General features: G+C 71.4%; 16 protein-coding genes. 9 read left to right on the top strand and 7 right to left on the bottom strand.

Features of this window, described 5'->3' with window-relative positions; all coding sequences use genetic code 11:
- Nucleotides 1–59: 59 nt before the first annotated feature.
- Nucleotides 60–791: a hypothetical protein gene (locus tag ACQP09_RS22020; RefSeq protein WP_433402141.1), complete on the top strand. Its 732-nt coding sequence runs from the start codon at nucleotides 60–62 to the stop codon at nucleotides 789–791.
- On the opposite strand, the gene ACQP09_RS22025 is transcribed toward ACQP09_RS22020, so the two are convergent.
- Nucleotides 709–1,944: a THUMP-like domain-containing protein gene (locus tag ACQP09_RS22025; protein ID WP_433402143.1), complete on the bottom strand. Its 1,236-nt coding sequence runs from the start codon at nucleotides 1,942–1,944 to the stop codon at nucleotides 709–711. The two genes, ACQP09_RS22020 and ACQP09_RS22025, sit on opposite strands and share 83 nt — an antisense overlap.
- Before the next feature lie 106 nt (nucleotides 1,945–2,050).
- Here ACQP09_RS22025 and ACQP09_RS22030 point away from each other — a divergent pair, with 106 nt between their 5' ends.
- On the top strand, nucleotides 2,051–3,004 hold the full coding sequence (locus ACQP09_RS22030) for a polysaccharide deacetylase family protein (RefSeq protein WP_433402144.1): 954 nt from the start codon (nucleotides 2,051–2,053) through the stop codon (nucleotides 3,002–3,004).
- A gap of 64 nt (nucleotides 3,005–3,068) precedes the next feature.
- Here ACQP09_RS22030 and ACQP09_RS22035 read toward each other — a convergent pair whose 3' ends face one another.
- Nucleotides 3,069–3,554 (bottom strand): DUF6234 family protein, encoded by a 486-nt coding sequence (locus ACQP09_RS22035; protein WP_433402146.1) that lies wholly within the window; start codon nucleotides 3,552–3,554, stop codon nucleotides 3,069–3,071.
- A gap of 278 nt (nucleotides 3,555–3,832) precedes the next feature.
- On the opposite strand from ACQP09_RS22035, the gene groES reads away from it, so the two are divergent.
- Nucleotides 3,833–4,141, top strand: coding sequence for a co-chaperone GroES (gene groES / locus ACQP09_RS22040; protein WP_003966899.1), 309 nt, complete (start codon nucleotides 3,833–3,835; stop codon nucleotides 4,139–4,141).
- A 99-nt stretch (nucleotides 4,142–4,240) separates the two neighbouring features.
- Nucleotides 4,241–5,866, top strand: a complete 1,626-nt coding sequence (gene groL / locus ACQP09_RS22045) for a chaperonin GroEL (RefSeq protein ID WP_237327533.1) — start codon at nucleotides 4,241–4,243, stop codon at nucleotides 5,864–5,866.
- A 93-nt stretch (nucleotides 5,867–5,959) separates the two neighbouring features.
- Here the strand turns inward: groL and ACQP09_RS22050 are convergent, their stop codons facing one another.
- Complete coding sequence (locus ACQP09_RS22050) at nucleotides 5,960–6,733, bottom strand: SDR family NAD(P)-dependent oxidoreductase (RefSeq protein WP_433402149.1); 774 nt, start codon at nucleotides 6,731–6,733, stop codon at nucleotides 5,960–5,962.
- Nucleotides 6,734–6,743: 10 nt separating this feature from the next.
- The gene (locus ACQP09_RS22055; protein WP_433402151.1) at nucleotides 6,744–7,436 is read right to left on the bottom strand and encodes an MOSC domain-containing protein; all 693 of its coding nucleotides are present in this window, start codon (nucleotides 7,434–7,436) and stop codon (nucleotides 6,744–6,746) included.
- A gap of 80 nt (nucleotides 7,437–7,516) precedes the next feature.
- Between ACQP09_RS22055 and ACQP09_RS22060 the strand changes: the two genes are divergently transcribed.
- The gene (locus ACQP09_RS22060) at nucleotides 7,517–8,407 is read left to right on the top strand and encodes a LysR family transcriptional regulator (RefSeq protein ID WP_432151166.1); all 891 of its coding nucleotides are present in this window, start codon (nucleotides 7,517–7,519) and stop codon (nucleotides 8,405–8,407) included.
- Between the two features lie 112 nt (nucleotides 8,408–8,519).
- Here ACQP09_RS22060 and ACQP09_RS22065 read toward each other — a convergent pair whose 3' ends face one another.
- Nucleotides 8,520–8,861 carry a WhiB family transcriptional regulator gene (locus tag ACQP09_RS22065; protein ID WP_026238029.1) on the bottom strand — a complete coding sequence of 114 codons (342 nt, stop codon included), beginning with the start codon at nucleotides 8,859–8,861 and terminating at the stop codon, nucleotides 8,520–8,522.
- 451 nt (nucleotides 8,862–9,312) lie between these two features.
- On the opposite strand from ACQP09_RS22065, the gene ACQP09_RS22070 reads away from it, so the two are divergent.
- From ACQP09_RS22070 to ACQP09_RS22085, 4 genes are all read left to right on the top strand, one after another.
- Entirely contained in the window at nucleotides 9,313–9,924 is a 612-nt protein-coding gene (locus ACQP09_RS22070) for a response regulator transcription factor (RefSeq protein WP_003948568.1), read from the top strand.
- A 287-nt stretch (nucleotides 9,925–10,211) separates the two neighbouring features.
- Complete coding sequence (locus tag ACQP09_RS22075) at nucleotides 10,212–10,787, top strand: sigma-70 family RNA polymerase sigma factor (protein WP_030561783.1); 576 nt, start codon at nucleotides 10,212–10,214, stop codon at nucleotides 10,785–10,787.
- A gap of 128 nt (nucleotides 10,788–10,915) precedes the next feature.
- Nucleotides 10,916–12,418: an IMP dehydrogenase gene (gene guaB / locus ACQP09_RS22080; RefSeq protein ID WP_404064575.1), complete on the top strand. Its 1,503-nt coding sequence runs from the start codon at nucleotides 10,916–10,918 to the stop codon at nucleotides 12,416–12,418.
- Between the two features lie 104 nt (nucleotides 12,419–12,522).
- Complete coding sequence (locus tag ACQP09_RS22085) at nucleotides 12,523–13,647, top strand: GuaB3 family IMP dehydrogenase-related protein (protein ID WP_018490868.1); 1,125 nt, start codon at nucleotides 12,523–12,525, stop codon at nucleotides 13,645–13,647.
- A gap of 82 nt (nucleotides 13,648–13,729) precedes the next feature.
- Here the strand turns inward: ACQP09_RS22085 and ACQP09_RS22090 are convergent, their stop codons facing one another.
- The gene (locus ACQP09_RS22090) at nucleotides 13,730–14,392 is read right to left on the bottom strand and encodes a hypothetical protein (RefSeq protein WP_433402154.1); all 663 of its coding nucleotides are present in this window, start codon (nucleotides 14,390–14,392) and stop codon (nucleotides 13,730–13,732) included.
- Nucleotides 14,393–14,546: 154 nt separating this feature from the next.
- Complete coding sequence (locus tag ACQP09_RS22095; protein ID WP_433402156.1) at nucleotides 14,547–15,809, bottom strand: nucleotide sugar dehydrogenase; 1,263 nt, start codon at nucleotides 15,807–15,809, stop codon at nucleotides 14,547–14,549.
- Nucleotides 15,810–16,024: the final 215 nt, after the last annotated feature.

Here is a 16,024-nt window from a genome sequence, read left to right on the forward strand (position 1 = left end):
AGGCGCTGCGGGACGCCTGAGCCACGGGGCCCCGGGCCGCCCCGGATAGTGTCTGGTCCATGTCATCCCGCTCCTCGCTGCCGCCGCCCCCGCCTCCCGTGGAGATCCGGACCTGGCCGGACCGCGAGGCGATGCTCGCCGACCGCGCGGTGATCCTGCGCGCGCTGGTGCGGATGCACCTGGGGCCGGAGCGGCTCGGTGTGCTGCTGATGTGGGCCGGGCTCGCCGCGTTCGGGTGGCTGCTCGTGGGGTCCGGACTCGTCATGGTCGAGCAGGCGGCGGCGGACTTCTTCAGCGGGATCGCCGGAATCCTGTCCCTGCTCCTCGGCGCGGGCGCGCTGATCCCCGCCGTCGTCCTGGCCTCCCTCCACGTCGCCCGGGACCGGGAGGTCCGCGCGCTGCTCGTGGAGTGGGGCGCGCTGGACCGGGATCCGGAGCGCGACCGGGAGGTGCGGCTGCCGGGGATGAGCCTGGTCTGGCTGCTGCTGTCGTTCGCCCTGGCGGCGGGCGGGCTGGCGCTCTGCGTGATCGGCCCGGCGAGCGCCCGGCCCGGCGACGACACGTACGGCATGGTCGCCCTGATCATGGGCCTCGGCATGGTCGCCTGGCTCACCGGACTCATCGGCGCCGTCAAGGCGTTGACGCACCGCCGCTGGGTGCTGCGCGTCCTGACGGCGCCTGCCCCGGACCGGCACACCCCGGACCCGCTCACCCCAGAGGGTGCCCGATCAGCATCGTCGGAGCCCCGGCCACCCGGGTCAGGAACACCGTCGCCGCGTTCCGGCCGCTGAGCTTCATCCGGCGGCGCAGCTCCTCCGGCTCGACCGCCGAACCCCGCTTCTTGACGGTCAGCACGCCGACCTGACGCTCCCGCAGCAGCGCCTTCAGCTTCTTCATGTTGAACGGCAGCTGATCGGTGATCTCGTACCCGGCGACGTACGGCGAGGAGTACGGCACATCGCTCGTGACGTACGCGATCGTCTCGTCCACCAGCCGTCCGCCGCACCGCTCGACGATGTCGGCGACCAGGTGCGCCCGGATCACCGCGCCGTCCGGCTCGTACAGATAGCGTCCGACCGGGCCCACCGGCGGGGCGGGCAGCGGGGCCGGGGCGGTGAGGGTGGCGCCGGACGGCAGCAACGTGGCCCGGAACGAACCGGGCGCGATGCCCTCCCCGTACCAGAGCACCGCCTCCTTCACGTCTCCGCCGTCCGAGATCCACTCGGCCTCCGCCTCCGGGCCGATCGCCTCGTGCGGGATGCCGGGCGCGATCTTCAGCGCGGCGCGCGGGGACTTCAGTGCGGCGGCCGTGGCCCAGGAGAGCGGGGGCGAGTACGCCTCCGGGTCGAAGATCCTGCCCCGGCCGCCCCGCCGGGCCGGGTCCACGAAGACGGCGTCGTACGGAGAGGTGTCGATCTCCGTGACGTCGGCGCACCGCACCTCGATCAGCGCGCCCAGCCCGAGCGCCTCCGCGTTGGCGCGGGCCACCTCGGCGGTGAGCGGGTCGCGGTCCACGGCGAGGACGGCGATCCCGGCGCGGGCCAGCGCGATGGCGTCGCCGCCGATGCCGCAGCACAGGTCCGCCACGCTCCGCACGCCGAGCGCGGCGAACCGGGCGGCGCGGTGTTCCGCGACCGAGGTGCGGGTGGCCTGCTCGACACCGTTGGGCGTGAAGTACATCCGGTACGCGTCCTCGGCCCCGAACTTCGCCACCGCCCGCTGCCGCAGCCGGGCCTGGCCGAGCGCCGCCGACACCAGCTCCGCCGGATGCGTACGCCGCAGCCGGGTCGCGGTGGCCAGCTCGTCGGCCGGGTCGTGGTCGCGCAGCTCGGCCAGCAGGTGCCGGCCCTCGGGCGTACGCAGCGCGGCGAAGGCGGCGCGGGCGGGGTCGCCGGCCGAGGAGGCGGAGGAGGCGGAGGGGGTCGATGCGTTCACCCGGTCCATTGTGGCCGGTGCGCGCCGGCCCCTGTCCGCCGGTCGGGCGACGGGCACGACCCCCTCGCGGTGTCGGGGACGGGAGGCGGGCGGGCGGCTGGCAGGATGCGGCGCCATGCAGCTAGTACGACAAAAAGGAAAATCACCCACGAAGCGGCACCGACCGGTCTCCGTCGTGCTGGCGGCCCTCCTGGCCGCCACCGTCACCTCGGCCTGCGCGGCGGAGACGGCCGGCGGCGGGGCGGAAGCCCCGGGCGGACCGGCGAAGCCCGCCGCCGGTCAGCAGGGCGAGGCCGCGCAGGGCGGGCCCGCCCGCGCTCTGGACGCGTACGCCGAGGAGCTCAAGCGGAAACAGGCCGCACGGGCCGTCGCCGCGAAGAAGTGGGGGCTGGCCAAGGTCCCGCTCGCGGCGCCCGAACCCCCGAAGGTGAAGCCGCGCATCACCACCCGCAAAGGGTTCGAGGTCCGGGACGACGAGGGGCTGCCGCCGGTCTTCACCACCGTCCCCACCAAGGAGAAGATCGTCTTCCTCACCATGGACGACGGTGCGGAGAAGGACCCCGCGCTGCTGCGGATGATGACCGAACTCTCCATCCCGTACAGCGCGTTCGTCAGCGACTACGTCATCAACGACGACTACGGCTACTTCAGGAAGATGCAGAAGCGCGGGGTGGTCATCAGCAACCACACGCTCAACCACCGCTATCTGCCCGGCCTCTCCTACGCCGAGCAGAAGCGGGAGATCTGCGGCCAGCAGGAGAAGATCCTCAAGCAGTACGGGAAGCGGCCGACCCTCTTCCGCCCGCCGTACGGCAACTACAACCGCGACACCCTCGTCGTCGCCAAGTCCTGCGGCATCACCGCCGTACCGCTCTGGTCCGCCGAGGCCTTCGCCGACCACATGGAGTGGCGCGAGTGGGACCGGGACCTGCACCCCGGCGACATCGTCCTCACCCACTTCCGGGGCAAGGGCGCCTGGAAGGGCACGATGCCGGACATGATCCGCACGGTCATGAAGACGATCACGGACAAGGGGTACGCGGTGGCGAAGCTGGAGGACTACGTCTGACCCCTGCCCGACTGCCCGACTGCCCGACTGCCCGACTGTCGGGCGTACGGCCCCGAATGCGCGCTCAGCCCCCGCTGCGCGCGCATTCGTCGCTGTCGCCCCCGCTGCGGCAGGGTGGGGAGTTCCAGGTGGGGGCCGGGTTCGGGGGCTCCTCCCGGGCCTCGCCCCCACCCGCCGACGCGAGGGCGGCCGCGCACAGCACCAGCGCCACGATCACCTGCATACCGCCGGCCCAGAGCCATTGGCCGCGCAGCAGCAGCACGGCGACGAGGGCGACCACCACGGCCAGGGCCCCGAGAACGGCGACCGGAACCCAGCCCGTGCCGGGGTCGGCGGGCGGGGGAGTCCCCTTGGCGTGGGCCGTCGCGGAGGACCGCGCCACGGCGCGCAGCCCCAGCCCCAGGAACAGCGGGGCGCAGACCGCCACCTCGGCGACCACCAGGAACAGCCCCAGCAGCGGATCCGCGCAGCCGCCCGGCGCCGGCGGCTGCCCCGCCGCCGCGCCCCTCTCGGCCGGTCGTCCGGGCAGCCGGTGCTCGGGATGCGTCATCTCCGTACCGTCGTACGGAACCCGGGACTCCGCCCCCGCGTTGTCCGGACGGTGATCCGACGGAGCCCCGATCGAGACGGCGCGAGGGTGGTGAATTGGCACTCCGCTTGACCGAGTGCTAATCGCGGTCATAGTCTCAGGTCTGGCACTCCCCCCTGGAGAGTGCCAGCACCACACTGTGCGACAGGGCAGGTCCGGCACCCGCGACGACGGATCGGTCTGGTCGCCGCCCACTGACTGCTAAACCCCGTGAGATCTCCGAAGGGGGAGACCGGATCGTGTCGACCACCAGCTCCAAGGTTGCGATCAAGCCGCTCGAGGACCGCATTGTGGTCCAGCCGCTCGACGCCGAGCAGACCACGGCCTCCGGCCTGGTCATTCCGGACACCGCGAAGGAGAAGCCCCAGGAGGGCGTCGTCCTCGCCGTGGGCCCGGGCCGCTTCGAGAACGGCGAGCGTCTTCCGCTCGACGTCAAGACCGGCGACGTCGTCCTGTACAGCAAGTACGGCGGCACCGAGGTGAAGTACAACGGCGAGGAGTACCTCGTCCTCTCGGCCCGCGACGTCCTCGCGATCGTCGAGAAGTAATTCACCCACGTTTGCCTGTGTTCTGCGCCCCTGGCCCCCTGCGTAACAACTAGCCGGGCGGCGAGGGGCGCAGTTCATTTTGAGAGGGAAGTACAGCCCATGGCGAAGATTCTGAAGTTCGACGAGGACGCCCGTCGCGCCCTTGAGCGCGGCGTCAACAAGCTTGCCGACACGGTCAAGGTGACGATCGGCCCCAAGGGCCGCAACGTCGTCATCGACAAGAAGTTCGGCGCACCCACCATCACCAACGACGGTGTCACCATCGCGCGCGAGGTCGAGCTCGACGACCCGTACGAGAACCTCGGTGCCCAGCTCGTCAAGGAGGTGGCGACCAAGACCAACGACGTAGCGGGTGACGGCACCACCACCGCGACCGTCCTGGCCCAGGCGCTCGTCCGCGAGGGCCTGCGCAACGTCGCCGCCGGCGCCTCCCCGGCCGCCCTGAAGAAGGGCATCGACGCCGCCGTCAAGGCCGTGTCCGAGGAGCTCCTCTCCACCGCGCGCCCGATCGACGACAAGTCCGACATCGCCGCCGTGGCCGCGCTCTCCGCGCAGGACACCCAGGTCGGCGAGCTCATCGCGGACGCGATGGACAAGGTCGGCAAGGACGGTGTCATCACCGTCGAGGAGTCCAACACCTTCGGTCTGGACCTGGAGTTCACCGAAGGCATGGCCTTCGACAAGGGCTACCTGTCCCCGTACATGGTGACCGACCAGGAGCGTATGGAGGCCGTCCTCGACGACCCGTACATCCTGATCCACCAGGGCAAGATCGGCTCGATCCAGGAGCTGCTCCCGCTGCTGGAGAAGGTCATCCAGTCCGGTGGCTCCAAGCCGCTCCTGATCATCGCCGAGGACGTCGAGGGCGAGGCGCTCTCCACCCTCGTCGTCAACAAGATCCGCGGCACCTTCAACGCCGTCGCGGTGAAGGCCCCGGGCTTCGGCGACCGCCGCAAGGCCATGCTCGGCGACATCGCCACCCTCACCGGTGCGACCGTCATCGCCGAGGAGGTCGGCCTCAAGCTCGACCAGGCCGGTCTGGACGTGCTCGGCACCGCCCGCCGCGTCACCGTCTCCAAGGACGACACGACCATCGTCGACGGCGGCGGCAACGCCGACGACGTCAAGGGCCGCGTCAACCAGATCAAGGCCGAGATCGAGTCCACGGACTCCGACTGGGACCGCGAGAAGCTCCAGGAGCGCCTCGCGAAGCTGGCCGGCGGCGTGTGCGTCATCCGCGTCGGTGCCGCCACCGAGGTGGAGCTCAAGGAGAAGAAGCACCGCCTTGAGGACGCCATCTCCGCCACCCGCGCCGCGGTCGAGGAGGGCATCGTCTCCGGCGGTGGCTCCTCCCTCGTCCACGCCGTGAAGGTCCTGGAGGGCAACCTCGGCAAGACCGGCGACGAGGCCACCGGTGTCGCGGTCGTCCGCCGCGCCGCCGTCGAGCCGCTGCGCTGGATCGCCGAGAACGCCGGCCTGGAGGGTTACGTCATCACCTCCAAGGTCTCCGAGCTCGACAAGGGCCAGGGCTTCAACGCCGCCACCGGCGAGTACGGCGACCTGGTCAAGGCCGGCGTCATCGACCCGGTCAAGGTCACCCGCTCCGCCCTGGAGAACGCCGCGTCCATCGCGTCGCTGCTGCTCACGACCGAGACCCTGGTCGTCGAGAAGCCGGCCGAGGAAGAGGCCGACGCCGGTCACGGCGGCCACGGCCACTCCCACTAGTACGGAGCTTTCCTTACGCCTGAGGCCCGGTACCCCCGTCGCGGGGGCACCGGGCCTCGATGCGTACCGGCCCGCCCGGGCCGTCCCGTGCGCCTACTGGGGCCCGTACTTGCGTCCCGTACGCGAGGTGACGCCGCCCAGCAGGCCGCGCGGCGTGACCTTGACCAGCCCCATCAGCGCCTTGTAGCGCGGATCCGGGATCGACACCGTCCGGCCGCGGGCCAGGTCGGTCAGGGCCGAGGCCACCAGCTTGTCCGCGTCCAGCCACATCCACCCCGGGATGTTGCCGGTCCCCATCCCGGCCCGCTCGTGGAACTCCGTACGGACGAAGCCCGGGCAGAGCGCCATCAGCCGCACCCCCGATCCGGCCAGGTCCTTCGCCGCGCCCTGGGTGAACTGCACGACCCACGCCTTGGACGCGCCGTACGTACCGCGCGGCACGAACGCCGCGACCGACGCCACGTTGATCACTCCGCCCCGGCCGCGCTCCTTCATGCCGGTGGCGGCGGCCGAGGTCAGCCGCAGCACCGCCTCGCAGTGCACCTTCAGCATCGTCAGCTCGTCGGCCATGGACACTTCCAGGTAGCGCCCCTTGTTGCCGAACCCGGCGTTGTTCACCAGCAGGTCGACCGGGTGCGTACGGTCCGCGAGCCGCTTCTCGACCGCCTCGATCCCGGCGTCCGTGGACAGGTCGGCGCGCAGCACCTCGGCCTCGATGCCGTGCCGGTCGTGCAGTTCGGTGGCCTGTTCGTGCAGCCGGGCGGTGTCCCGGGCCACCAGCACCAGGTTGTGCCCCTGGCCCGCGAGCCGCCGCGCGAAGGCCGCCCCGATACCCGCCGTCGCGCCCGTGATCAGTGCAGTCGTCATACGCGGCACGTTAGTGCCCCGCGCCCGCGCCGGAACCACCGCCCGCCGCCACATACTCCCGGGCCGTGCGCAGCGCCTCCGGATGCAGGGCCGACGCGGCGGCCAGCAGGGACGGCAGCAGGGTGCGCTCGGTCGTGGTGGCCCGGAACTGCAGGGCCGCGGTCACCTCGTGGTCCGGGCGGTGCACGATCTCGACCGGGTCGCCGGCCCGGATCGTGCCCGGCTCGATCACCCGCAGATACGCGCCGGTCACCGCCTCCCGGGTGAACCGCCGCACCCACTTCTCCTCGCCGATGTGATCGGCGAAGGTCCGGCACGGGATGCGCCCGGACGTCACCTCCAGCAGCAGCTCCGGCCCCACCCGCCACCGCTCACCGATCAGCGCGCCGCTCACATCGACCCCGACGGTGGTCAGGTTCTCGCCGAACGAGCCGTTGGCCAGTTCCCGGCCGCCCAGCTGCCGCTCCCACGCGTCCAGGTCCTCCCGCGCGAAGGCGTACACCGCCTGGTCGCTGCCGCCGTGGTGGCGCAGATCGCAGACCGCGTCCCCGGCGAGCCCGCTGCCGCCGGTCCCCTTGGGCCCGGGGTCCGAGACCCGCACGCTTCCCTCGTACGGCCGCTTGTCGATCCCGCTGAGACCGCCGGGACCACCGGCGGAGGGGAGAGGAGCAGGGCGGCCGACATTCACGCTCAGCAATCTCATACGGTCACGCTAATGGCTCAACCCCCAAAGGGGTACGCCATTAATTCGCCTCTCACCCAAGAAGCTCTTATGGTGGGGGCGTGATCGAAGCACGCCACCTCCGCGTCCTGCGCGCCGTCGCCACCACCGGCTCGTTCTCCGCCGCCGCCCGCGAACTCGGCTGCACCCAGCCCGCGGTGAGCCAGCAGATGAAGGCCCTGGAGTCCTCCGCCGGCACCACCCTGCTGATCCGCACCGGCCGCGAGATGCGCCTCACCCAGGCGGGCGAGGCGCTCGTACGGCACGCCTCCGGCATTCTTGCCGGGCTGACCGCCGCCGAGGAGGAGGTCGCGGCCATCGCCGGGCTGCGGGCCGGCCGGGTCAGGCTCGTCTCCTTCCCCAGCGGCAGCTCCACCCTGGTGCCCGGCGCGCTGGCGGCCCTGCGCGCCGAGCACCCCGGCACCAGGGTCTCGCTGGTCGAGGCCGAACCGCCGCGCTCGGTCGACCTGCTGCGCGACGGCGACTGCGACATCGCGCTGGCCTTCCGGTACGGCGCCTCCGGCGGCGAGTGGGACGACCTGGTGGTCCGGCCGCTCCTCACCGACCGGTTGATCGGCCTGGTCCCGGACGGCCACCGGCTGGCGGACGCGGAGGGCGTCTCCATCGGCGAGCTGGCCGACGAGTCCTGGATCGCGGGCTGCCCGCGCTGCCGCCGCCAGCTGGTGGAGGTCTGCGAGGCGTCCGGCTTCACGCCCCGGATCGACTTCGCCACCGACGACTACCCGGCGGTGATGGGCCTGGTGGGGGCCGGACTCGGGGTGGCGGTGCTGCCCGAGCTGGCGGTGGAGTCGGTACGCCCCAAGGGGGCCCGGACCGTCGCCGTGGAGCCCGCGATCGAGCGGGAGATCGTGGCGCTCACGCTGCCGGACCTGGCCCGGGTCCCGGCGGTCGCGGCCACCCTGGACCAGCTGTCCCTGGCGGCCGCGCGCTGAAGGGCGTGCTGCCGGGGCCGACGCGCTGGGGGCCGTACTGCTGGGGGGCCGTGCCGGCTGCTGGGGGCCGCGCTGAGGAAACGTTTCTGCGTTCGACCGGAGCTGCCGGGTGTCAGGTCGGGCGGGAGCCCGTGGTGGCCGTGGTGGCGCCGGAGGGCGCCGCGGTGATCAGTCTGGTTCTGGCCCGGCCCATGAGCTCCTCGCGCTCGTCCTCGGTCAGGCCGCCCCACACCCCGTAGGGCTCCCGTACGGCGAGGGCGTGGGCCGCGCACTCGGCGCGCACCGGGCACCGCATGCACACCTCCTTCGCGGAGGTCTCACGAGCGCTGCGGGCGGCGCCGCGCTCACCTTCGGGATGGAAGAACAGGGAGCTGTCGACGCCTCGGCAGGCGGCGAGCAACTGCCAGTCCCACAGGTCTGCGTTGGGTCCGGGAAGGCGGGAGAAATCTGCCATTGCGCTTGTCCCCTCGAAGCCGTGCTGCGTCGGAAGCGGCATCCTCGACCGCCGGTGAACCGGCGGCCCGTGATCGGCGATCGTCTCTTCGGTGACCTGAGTCTCGACCGTACATCTGCGGTGCTAGTAGATGTAAATATGACTGTTTGCGAATCTAGCCACAGACACCCTTAAAAGGGAAGAAATCTCGCCAAATAGGGCAAGCCAGGGAGTGAAGATCCGGTTGACGGGTGAATCGCCCGCGTCGCTCTCCTCCGTGTGCGGGCCCTCACGTAGAGTGCCGAACCCGAAGGTCCGACCCGTAACTCTTTCGAGTGACCATCGTTAAGAGGGCGGATGCGGTTGACGGAGAACGAGCTCGGGCACATGTCCGAAGGGGTCAACCGCACAGGTGACGACTTGTATCAGCCTGGAGGCTCAAGGTGACGCGCATCAGCTGCGGAGGCCGGTCATGACATCCGTGCTCGTCTGCGACGATTCCCCGCTTGCCCGAGAAGCGCTCCGTCGCGCGGTGGCCACCGTGCCCGGTGTCGAGCGCGTGACCACGGCGGCCAACGGCGAGGAAGTCCTCCGCCGCTGGGGGGCCGACCGTTCGGATCTGATTCTGATGGACGTACGCATGCCCGGCCTGGGAGGTGTGGAGACGGTCCGGCGGCTGCTCTCCGCCGACCCCGGCGCCCGGATCATCATGCTGACCGTCGCCGAGGACCTGGACGGTGTCGCGCTCGCGGTCGCCGCCGGTGCCCGCGGCTATCTCCACAAGGACGCGTCCCGCGCCGAGCTGCGGGCCACCGTCACCCAGGCGCTGGCCGACCCGACGTGGCGGCTCGCCCCGCGCCGGCTGCGGTCCGCCGAGATGGGCGCGGCCCCCACCCTCACCGCGCGCGAGATCCAGGTGCTCGAAGGTATGAGCCACGGCCGCTCCAACGCGGAGATCGGCCGTGAGCTGTTCCTCTCCGAGGACACGGTCAAGACCCACGCCAGGCGGCTGTTCAAGAAGCTCGGGGCCTCGGACCGCGCCCATGCGGTGGCCCTGGGATTCCGCTGGGGGCTGGTCCGCTGACGCCCGGCCCGGACCGCCCCCGTCCGCAGGCCGGCGGACGGGGTGACGGGACGGGTCACCAGCGGTACGCGCCCGGATCCGGGCGCCCGCCGACGGCGCCGTGTGACGCTTCCCGGCCGATGACGCATCCTTGAGTCGTGGAGTTCCTCAGAAACGGTAGGAACGATTCGGTCGAGCGGAAGGGGAGGGCGCAGGACATGACATCCGGCGCACCCGCTCATAACGCTTCGGTGCACAACTCGGGACGCGATGGAGCGGACCGTACGGCATCAGGGCACCATGGTCCGATGCGTGACGACGAAACCACGGCGATCGGTGCCCTTGTGCACCGGGCCGTCGACGGCGACGCGCAGGCCACGCACGATCTGCTGGCCCATGTCCACCCCCTCGCCCTGCGCTACTGCCGCTCCCGGCTGAACCGGCTGCCCGGTGATGCCCGTCACTTCGTTGAGGATCTCGCGCAGGAGGTCTGCGTCGCCGTCCTGATGGCGCTGCCGCGCTACAAGGACACCGGCAGGCCCTTCGAGGCTTTCGTCTTCGCCATCGCCGGCCACAAGGTCGCCGACCTCCAGCGCGCCGCGATGCGCCACCCCGGCTCCACCGCCGTCCCCTCCGACGAGATGCCCGAGCGGCCCGACGACTCCCTCGGCCCGGAGGAGCGCGCCCTGCTCAGCAGCGACGCCGCCTGGGCCAAGAAGCTCCTGGCCAACCTCCCGGAGAGCCAGCGCGAACTGCTGGTCCTGCGGGTCGCGGTCGGGCTGACCGCCGAGGAGACCGGGCGGATGCTCGGCATGTCCCCGGGTGCGGTCCGGGTCGCCCAGCACCGCGCGCTCAGTAGGCTGCGGGCGCTGGCCGAGCAGTAGCCCACGAACCGTCGGGCCCCCGTAGGAAGCTACAGAACGCCTAACTGATCTTGGTCGTGGAATGAGACACCCGTGGAGCCCGTTAGCATGGACATCCGCACCGATCAAGACCATTTGGGGAAGGTGTCATGACTGCAAACGTCGACGGAGTGCCTGAGAAGTTCGCGACGCTCGGGCTGACATACGACGACGTGCTGCTGCTGCCGGGCGCGTCAGAGGTCCTGCCCAACGCGGTCGACACCTCGTCCCTCATCTCGCGCAACGTCCGCGTGAACATCCCGCTGCTCTCGGCCGCCATGGACAAGGTGACCGAGTCCCGGATGGCCATCGCGATGGCGCGTCAGGGCGGCGTCGGCGTGCTGCACCGCAACCTCTCGATCGAGGACCAGGTCAACCAGGTCGACCTGGTCAAACGGTCCGAGTCCGGGATGGTCACCGACCCGATCACCGTGCACCCCGACGCCACGCTCGGCGAGGCGGACGCGCTCTGCGCCAAGTTCCGTATCAGCGGTGTGCCGGTCACCGACGCCGCGGGCAAGCTGCTCGGCATCGTGACCAACCGCGACATGGCCTTCGAGTCGGACCGCTCGCGCCAGGTGCGGGAGGTCATGACGCCGATGCCGCTCGTCACCGGCAAGGTCGGCATCTCCGGCGTGGAGGCCATGGAGCTGCTCCGCCGCCACAAGATCGAGAAGCTGCCGCTGGTCGATGACGCGGGCATCCTCAAGGGCCTCATCACGGTCAAGGACTTCAAGAAGGCCGAGCAGTACCCGAACGCCGCCAAGGACGCCGAAGGCCGTCTGCTGGTCGGCGCGGCCGTCGGCGCCAGCCCTGAGGCGCTGGAGCGTGCCCAGGCGCTCGCCTCCGCCGGGGTCGACTTCCTCATCGTCGACACCTCGCACGGCCACAACAGCAACGCCCTCGCCTGGATGGCGAAGATCAAGTCGAGCGTCTCCATCGACGTCATCGGCGGCAACGTCGCCACCCGCGACGGCGCCCAGGCGCTGATCGACGCCGGTGTCGACGGCGTGAAGGTCGGCGTCGGACCCGGCTCCATCTGTACGACCCGGGTGGTCGCCGGTATCGGTGTCCCGCAGGTCACCGCGATCTACGAGGCCGCGCTCGCCGCCCGCGCCGCGGGCGTCCCGGTCATCGGCGACGGCGGTCTGCAGTACAGCGGCGACATCGGCAAGGCGCTCGCCGCCGGCGCGGACAGCGTGATGCTGGGCAGCCTGCTCGCCGGGTGCGAGGAGTCGCCGGGCGAGCTGATGTTCATCAACGGCAAGCAGTTCAAGTCGTACCGCGGCATGGGCTCGCTGGGCGCCATGCAGTCGCGCGGCCAGGGCCGTTCGTACTCCAAGGACCGCTACTTCCAGGGCGAGGTCTCCTCCGACGACAAGCTCGTCCCCGAAGGCATCGAGGGCCAGGTGCCCTACCGCGGCCCGCTGGCCAACGTCCTCCACCAGCTCGTCGGCGGCCTCCGCCAGACCATGGGCTACGTGGGCGCCGCCTCCGTCGACCAGATGGAGAGCAAGGGCCGCTTCGTCCGGATCACCTCGGCGGGTCTCAAGGAGAGCCACCCGCACGACATCCAGATGACGGTGGAAGCACCGAACTACAGCCGGAAGTAACGCATCGGCGCAGGTGAGGGGCGGACCGGAGTTCCCGGTACCGCCCCTCACGTGTGCGTCGGGGATACTGGTCAGCGCAGACGTAGAGGGAAAGGCCACACATCGTGACTGAGATCGAGATCGGGCGCGGCAAGCGCGGCCGCCGGGCTTACGCATTCGACGACATCGCTGTCGTGCCGAGCCGCCGCACCCGGGACCCGAAGGAGGTCTCGATCGCCTGGCAGATCGACGCCTACCGCTTCGAGCTGCCGTTTCTGGCCGCTCCCATGGACTCCGTGGTCTCCCCGCAGCACGCCATCCGCATCGGTGAGCTCGGCGGCCTGGGCGTCCTGAACCTGGAAGGGCTCTGGACCCGGCACGCCGACCCGCAGCCGCTGCTGGACGAGATCGCCGAGATGCCGGTCGAGACGGCGACCCGCCGGCTCCAGGAGATCTACTCCGCCCCGATCCAGGAGGAGCTGATCGGGCAGCGCATCAAGGAGGTGCGCGACTCCGGTGTCGTCACCGCCGCCGCGCTCTCCCCGCAGCGCACCGCCCAGTTCTCCAAGGCCGTCGTCGACGCCGGGGTGGACATCTTCGTCATCCGCGGTACGACGGTCTCCGCCGAGCACGTCTCCGGCGCCGCCGAGCCGCTCAACCTCAAGCAGTTCATCTACGAGCTGGACGTCCCGGTCATCGTCGGCGGCTGCGCCACGTACACCGCCGCCCTGCACCTGATGCGCACCGGCGCGGCCGGTGTCCTCGTCGGCTTCGGCGGCGGCGCCGCGCACACCACGCGCAACGTCTTCGGCATCCAGGTCCCGATGGCCACCGCCGTCGCGGACGTGGCCGGCGCCCGCCGCGACTACATGGACGAGTCCGGCGGCCGGTACGTGCACGTCATCGCCGACGGCGGCGTCGGCTGGTCCGGCGACCTGCCGAAGGCCATCGCCTGCGGCGCGGACGCCGTGATGATGGGCTCCCCGCTCGCCCGCGCCACCGACGCGCCGGGCCGCGGCCGCCACTGGGGCATGGAGGCCGTCCACGAGGACGTACCGCGCGGCAAGCTGGTCGACCTCGGCTCGGTCGGGACGACGGAGGAGGTCCTCACCGGCCCCTCGCACACCCCGGACGGCTCGATGAACATCTTCGGCGCCCTGCGCCGCGCGATGGCCACCACCGGCTACAGCGACCTCAAGGAGTTCCAGCGCGTCGAGGTGACGGTGGCGGACTCGCAGCACCGCCGCTGACCCGCCCGTACGCTCGTACGTGATCGGGAAGGGCCCGTACCGCCACTGCGGTACGGGCCCTTCCGTCTGCTTCCGCGAGGTGTCAGTTCGCTTTCTTGGCGCCACCGACGGCGGCGAGCGCGCCGAGGCCGAGGAAGACGTACCGCATGAAGTCGGCCTCTTCCTTCCAGGCCCTCGTCACGGCGTCGAAGTGGTCGAAGAACACCTCGGAGAACGGGACATGGGCGACGTTCGCCATCACCATGGCGTAGCCGATGAGCTGGCCGAAGTAGACGGCGCCGACCGAGAAGACGGCGGACGCGGCGATGGTCACCGGGTTGGCGCCGCCGAGCTTGCCCGCCGCGAAGCCGACGAGGAAGCCGACGCCGATCGCCGCGTACCCGAACTCGCGCTCGATGGAGCCGAGGAGTACGCCGTACAGGATGGACGCGACGATCGCCGCGCCGAGGGCGACGAGCACGCCGAGGGCGAGGCCGTTGCGGACCGGGGGAGCCGGGGCGAAGGGGGCGCCGCCGCCGAACGGGGCGGGCTGGCCCTGCGGGTTGCCGAAGGGGTTGCCGGTGGGAGCCTGGCCCTGCGGGTTCGCGAAGGGGTTGCCGGTGGGAGCCTGGGGCTGCTCGCCGTAGGGGTTGCCCGTCGGGGCTGCGGGGGCGGGGGCCGGTCCGGCGGCGTACGGGTTGCCGTCGACGGGCTGGCCTCCGTACGGCTGCTGGGGCTGGTTCGGCGGCTGCACGGGCTGGCTCACGGTGGCTCTCCCCCTGGGGCGAAATGCGCAGCTGCGGTTCTTGACGCGAACACGTGTGCGCTCTGTGACGCCGCACGGTAGCAGTACGCAGCCAAATTGGTCACTAGCTATCCGATGGCCGATATGCACCTGTGTTGATGGCCGGTATGCACGGTCAGAGCCGGTGCGCGGCCCCCGCCGGCGTGGCGCCCCGCGTGTCCAGGAGGAGCTGGGCCTTCACCGCGAGGCCCTGGAGGTCGTAGGTGCGGTGGTGCTGGAGCAGTACGGTCAGGTCGGCGGCGGCCGCCGCCTCGTACAGCGAGTCGGCGCGCGGGACCGGGAGTTCGCGCACCCGCCAGTCCAGGACGTGCGGGTCGTGGTAGCCGATCTGGGCGCCCATGTCCATCAGCCGGGTGGCGATCTCGCGGGCGGGCGCGGCCTCCTGGTCGGCGCTGTCCGGCTTGTAGGTGACGCCGAGCAGCAGGACGCGGGCACCGCGCACGGACTTGCCGTGCTCGTTCAGGAGGGTGGCGCAGCGCTGGATGACGTACCGCGGCATCCGGTCGTTGATCTCCTGCGCCAGCGAGACCATCCGCAGCGGATGGCCGGGTGTGCGGCCGCTGTACGGGAGGCAGCCCGGGTCCACCGGGACGCCGTGGCCGCCGACGCCGGGGCCGGGGCGGAAGGGCTGGAACCCGAAGGGCTTGGTCTCGGCGCAGCGGATGACGTCCCACAGGTCGACGCCGAGGTCGTGGCAGGCCACCGCCATCTCGTTGACCAGCGCGATGTTGACGTGCCGGAAGTTGGTCTCCAGCACCTTCGTCATCTCCGCCTCGCGCACCCCCTTGGCCCGGACGACCTTGTCGGTGAGGCGGCCGTAGAAGGCGGCGGCCGACTCGGTGCAGGCGGGGGTGAGGCCGCCGATGACCTTGGGCGTGGCGGCGTAGGTGTGGGTGCGGTTGCCGGGGTCGAGCCGGCTGGGGGAGCAGGCGAGGTGGAAGTCGCGCCCGGCGGTGAGCCCGGAGCCCTCTTCGAGCAGCGGGCGCAGGACGTTCTCGGTGGTGCCGGGCGGTACGGCGGACTCCAGCAGCACGGTGGTGTGCGGGCGCAGCCGGGCGGCCAGGGCGCGGGCGGCGTCGCGGAGTGCGGTGAGGTCGACGGTGCCGTCGGGGCCGAGGGGCGTGGGTGCGCAGATCACGGCGGTACGGACCCGGCCCAGCTCGGCGGCGCTGGTGGTGGGCCGGAAGCCACGGGAGAGCATGCGGCGGATCTCGGACGCGGTGAGGGAGCCTTCGACGGGCGTGCGGCCCGCGCGCAGCTCGGCGACGGGGCGCGGGTCGGTGTCGTAGCCGACGGTGTCGATCCCGGCGGCCACGGCGGCCTGGACCAGGGGGAGGCCGAGGTGGCCGAGGCCGATGACGGCGAGGTCTGCGGGCATGTCGAAGGCCGCCTTCCCTAAGACCGGAGAACGTTTTTCGCAACTGCTGTGGACAGTGCAATGTCAGACTAGGCGTAAATATGACCTATATGTCGCATTGCGTGACGCCTGTCGTCCGAGTGTTGTCCACAGGCGGTGGCTGAAGTCGGGGAGCGCGGACAGAATCGAGGAGTGGACACGGGCGGCCGGCCCCTCGGCCGGGTGGCACTCCCGTG

It is taken from the genome of Streptomyces sp. CA-146814, assembly GCF_050942385.1.
In the GTDB taxonomy this organism is placed as follows: domain Bacteria; phylum Actinomycetota; class Actinomycetes; order Streptomycetales; family Streptomycetaceae; genus Streptomyces.